Origin of the sequence: Bradyrhizobium sp. 87, from assembly GCF_023073015.1 — a bacterium.
Classification (GTDB): Bacteria; Pseudomonadota; Alphaproteobacteria; order Rhizobiales; family Xanthobacteraceae; genus Bradyrhizobium; species Bradyrhizobium canariense_D.
The window spans coordinates 1-4,135 of sequence record NZ_JADPIQ010000072.1 but is presented as its reverse complement, the minus strand read 5'-3'; the positions used below and the strand labels follow the sequence as shown (position 1 = coordinate 4,135).

The window sequence follows — 4,135 nt, the reverse complement described above, 5'->3', positions numbered from 1 at the left end:
AACCAATCACCCATGTCGGTCAAAGCCGCTGCTCATCATCGCGCGAAACAGCTGCTCACGATCGCCTGAAATCGCCGCTCACCATCGCCGAAATACGCACATAGGCTTCGCAACATTGGTGCTCGTGTTGCAGATCTTTGCTGCAGAGCCGCTGCGCGCCCAGTGGCTGGCGCCGGATGGCGCACCGAATCCAGACGCCAGCGTCATCGGTCAAGGAACACTGCTGCAGCAGGCGCCGCGCATTGAGGATCGTATTGATATTCCTGATCGGAAGGCAAGCGTCCTGATACAACCTCGCGGACGGACCTGGGACTACTTCCACGAAGTTCTGCTGCATTGGGGCGGTGCGATGGTCCTTCTTGGAACAATCGCACTCCTCTCGCTTGCCTATCTGATCATAGGACGCCTTCGGATTGCTGCTGGGCGCTCTGGGAAGACGATCACGCGCTTTGTCGCATTCGAGCGCTTTTCTCATTGGCTGACGGCGGTATCTTTCCTTGTCCTTGCGGTGACGGGGATGAACGTCACCTTCGGGAAGATCTTGCTGCTGCCCATTATCGGTCCCGAGGGATTCTCCGAGGTTTCCCAGATTGCAAAATACACACACAACTTCGTCAGCTTCGCCTTCATGGTCGGATTAGCCTTGATCGGGCTGATCTTCTTCCGGGACAACTTGCCGGCGACAGTTGACATCGAATGGGTCAGGAAGGGCGGCGGCTTTATTAAGTCCAAGCACGCCCCGGCAGGCCGGTTCAATCTCGGCGAAAAGCTGGTCTACTGGCTATCCGTCGCGGCCGGCGCGGCAGTCTCCGTCTCGGGGTTGGTGCTCCTCTTCCCGTTCTACGGCACCAACGTTGTCGACATGCAGCTCGCCCACGTCGCCCACGCCGTCATCGCTGTGTTGTTCATTTCGCTGATTTTAGCCCACATCTATATCGGTACTCTCGGGATGGAAGGTGCGTTCGAAGCGATGGCTACTGGAGATGTGGATCTCAACTGGGCACGAGAACATCATGACCAATGGTTCGCCGAGCGCCTCGAACGAGCCAAGCAATCTCCCGCGAGCCCTTCTGAATGACCAACGCATCATTCAGCGAAGTTTCGCCGGCCATTACATCGAGAGGCGGCACGGATGAGCGACTTGCCTGATTCAGTCCGAGATATTCTGATTTGCTCATGCGACCAGACGATGCCTCTCAACCCGGATGGCATTCGCCGTGGCTGCCGCCACGAAATTGCATCCGCGGTTCAACTGTGCGGCCATGAAATCGATCGCTTCACAAATGTTGCGTCAAGAGACACCCCTCTGACGGTGGCCTGCACGCAACAGGCGGCGCTTTTCACCGACATTGCTACAGAGATGGGCCGGACCAAACCGATACAATTTGTCAATGTCCGCGAGCCGGCCGGCTGGTCTAACGAGGGTGAGCGCGCAGCTGCCAAGATGGCCGCTCTGTTGGCCGCAGCGGCCGAGCCGACCTCTGAGCCGGGGACGATCGATTTCGAAAGCCGTGGCGTTATTCTCATCTACGGCTGCGATGAGAGAGCGATCGAGGCTGGCAACCTTCTGAAAGATCACCTCGATGTCACGGTCTTGATCACCCCGCCAGCGGAGGTCGCACTGCCTCGCGGGGTAGACTTTCCCACAGCGAAAGGGAAAATCCGTAGCGCTCGCGGGCATCTCGGTTCCTTTGAGCTTGTTGTCGACGAATTCGCTGAGTCTACTCCCTCCTCGCGCGATGCATTGAATTTCGGCTCGACGAGAAGCAACGCCCGATCGACCTGCGACATCATTCTCGACCTGACCGGGAGTGTCGCGCTCTTTCCGGCTGGCAATCTACGGGAGGGCTATCTGCGCGAGGATCCGGGAGACCCAGCGTCTACGCTGCGAGCCGTGATGAAGGCGCGGGACCTTGTCGGCACCTTCCGAAAGCCGCGCTATATCAGTTTCGAAGCCAAGGCATGTGCGCACTCGCGCTCGCAACGTCCAGGCTGCACACGATGCCTTGACCTCTGTCCGGCCGGCGCAATCACTCCATCAGGAAACCATGTTTCTATCGACCCCCATATCTGCGCAGGATGCGGTCAATGCGCTGCTGCCTGTCCGACGGGAGCCGCATCGTATGCCCTGCCACCAGCAGATGAGCTTGTTCGTCGCCTGCGCGCGATGATGGTCGCTTATCGAGATGCTGGTGGGACGCATCCGATGCTGCTCGTGCACGATGACTTGCACGGGACACCGTTGATCGAATGTTTGTCCCGGTTCGGTGACGGATTGCCGGCACATGTGTTGCCGTTCGCTGTCAATGAAACCACGCAGGTAGGTCTAGAGGCGATCGCCGGAGCATTTGCATACGGGGCGTCCAGGCTGCAATTCTTGCTTCCATCAAAACAGCGCCATGATCCTACGGGCTTGAGGCAGACGATTGCTTTTGCCGGCTCGATTCTTACCGGCCTTGGTTTTGGCCCCGACCGAGTCTCGACCATTGAGACAGATGACCCAGATTCGCTGCTTGACACACTTCGCGGAGCCGCGCCCCTTCCCGGCGCGTCGCGGCCGGCGAGCTTTCGTCCAATTGGAACGAAGAGAGACGTTCTCCGCTTCGCGCTGGCTGAATTGCATCGCGCCGCTCCAAAACCTATTGATATCGTCGCACTACCGCCTGGAGCGCCCCTTGGGGCCGTCGAGATCGATGACGCAAACTGCACTCTCTGTCTCTCCTGCGTGTCGGCCTGCCCTACTCACGCGCTACGGGACGATCCAGAACGTCCGGTGCTCCGGTTTGTCGAGGATGCGTGCGTGCAATGCGGGTTGTGCCAAGCCACTTGTCCTGAGCGCGCAGTGACGCTCATACCCAGAGTCAATTTTGGGGCTGCGAACACTCCGGCGCGTGTGTTGAAGGAGGAAGAGCCGTTCTGCTGCATTCGCTGCAACAAGCCATTCGGCGTAAGAAGCACAATTGAACGAATGATCTCCAAGCTCAACGGCAAGCATTGGATGTACGAGCCGTCGGCCCGGAGGTTGGACGCCGTTCAGATGTGTGGCGACTGCCGGGTCATTTTTGCCGCCGAACAGAGCTTCGAAGCATCCGGCAAAGCGGCTCCTCTTGTTCGGACGACAGACGATTACCACCGCGAGCAAGCCGCAACTTCGTTTGCTGAAACGAAATTGGGTGGAGGCGGCCCATGATATCGACCGCCCTGGCTCGCATTCCGGTGGGCATTGTCATCGAGCGGCACGACGCTAGAAGCGCCTGGGCCGACGTTCTATGGCGACCGGTCCTGGTGTTGCAGGGAGTGCCAACCGCATCGCTTTGGGCCCCTCTACCCCGGAGTGACAAACGGTCGTTGTTCTTTGCTGGGTCGGCAACCATCGAATTGCACCGCACTGAGACAACCAATTACCGCGACAACCTCGCTTCAGACCGGCCTAGCGTATGGGTTAGCATGCGTCCGACAGCCTCTGAACCGCCATACGAGCTGTGCGGGGTGACGGTCGACCCGGCAGAAGGCGAGGCGTTTACGGATGCCGGAACAAACCTAGTCGAAGCTCTCCCGATGCCGTCGGACATCTCTGAGATCGTTGCGCGGTTCGTCGCGGAGCATCACGTCGAGCGCCCCTTCGTCAAACGAAGGCGCGATCAAAAGGGCTCGGCATTTGGGCACGGGGCGGAGGATGGGGTGAATAAGCACGAAAGTCGATTTCGTCGATGGATGCGGATGAAGCAAGCATCGATCGCCCCGAAGCAGGACGTTCCTGAAGTAGCAGTGTCAAGTGACATCCCGCCCCCGAGTTCGGCGGTTAAGCCGCTTGAAGCCTCAAGCTTGCCGCCCATTGAATCCATCACCGCCGATACCGACGTTACCGCATTTTTGGAGGCCGGTGTTCCGGCAGAACTCACCAGAGCCGCGTTGCGCCGAGCATGGACGATTGATCACTCTATCCGCGATTTCATTGGCATCGCTGAGAACCAATGGGACTTCAACGATCCGGATGGAATACCAGGCTTCGGCCCTTTGGCGCCTCTGGAAAGCGTGACCTGCCGCTGAACTTTCATCCATTGGCGATTAGAGTCTCGGCGGATGTTACGCCGTTTGGCGCGGGGTGAACAACGTGCGATCGGCGGAGCTGGTC

General features: G+C 58.9%; 3 protein-coding genes. All 3 read left to right on the top strand.

Translation table 11 applies throughout. The features are described 5' to 3' along the window. Positions 1–118 precede the first annotated feature (118 nt). The 3 genes from IVB50_RS16410 (at position 119) to IVB50_RS16400 (ending at position 4,050) form a co-directional block, all read left to right on the top strand. Positions 119–1,078 (top strand): formate dehydrogenase subunit gamma, encoded by a 960-nt coding sequence (locus tag IVB50_RS16410; RefSeq protein ID WP_247296529.1) that lies wholly within the window; start codon positions 119–121, stop codon positions 1,076–1,078. Positions 1,079–1,189: 111 nt separating this feature from the next. Beyond that, positions 1,190–3,190, top strand: a complete 2,001-nt coding sequence (locus tag IVB50_RS16405; RefSeq protein WP_247296527.1) for a 4Fe-4S binding protein — start codon at positions 1,190–1,192, stop codon at positions 3,188–3,190. Continuing rightward, complete coding sequence (locus tag IVB50_RS16400) at positions 3,187–4,050, top strand: DUF3305 domain-containing protein (RefSeq protein ID WP_247296525.1); 864 nt, start codon at positions 3,187–3,189, stop codon at positions 4,048–4,050. Before IVB50_RS16405 ends, IVB50_RS16400 begins: the two co-directional genes overlap by 4 nt. The last annotated feature ends 85 nt before the right edge of the window (positions 4,051–4,135 follow it).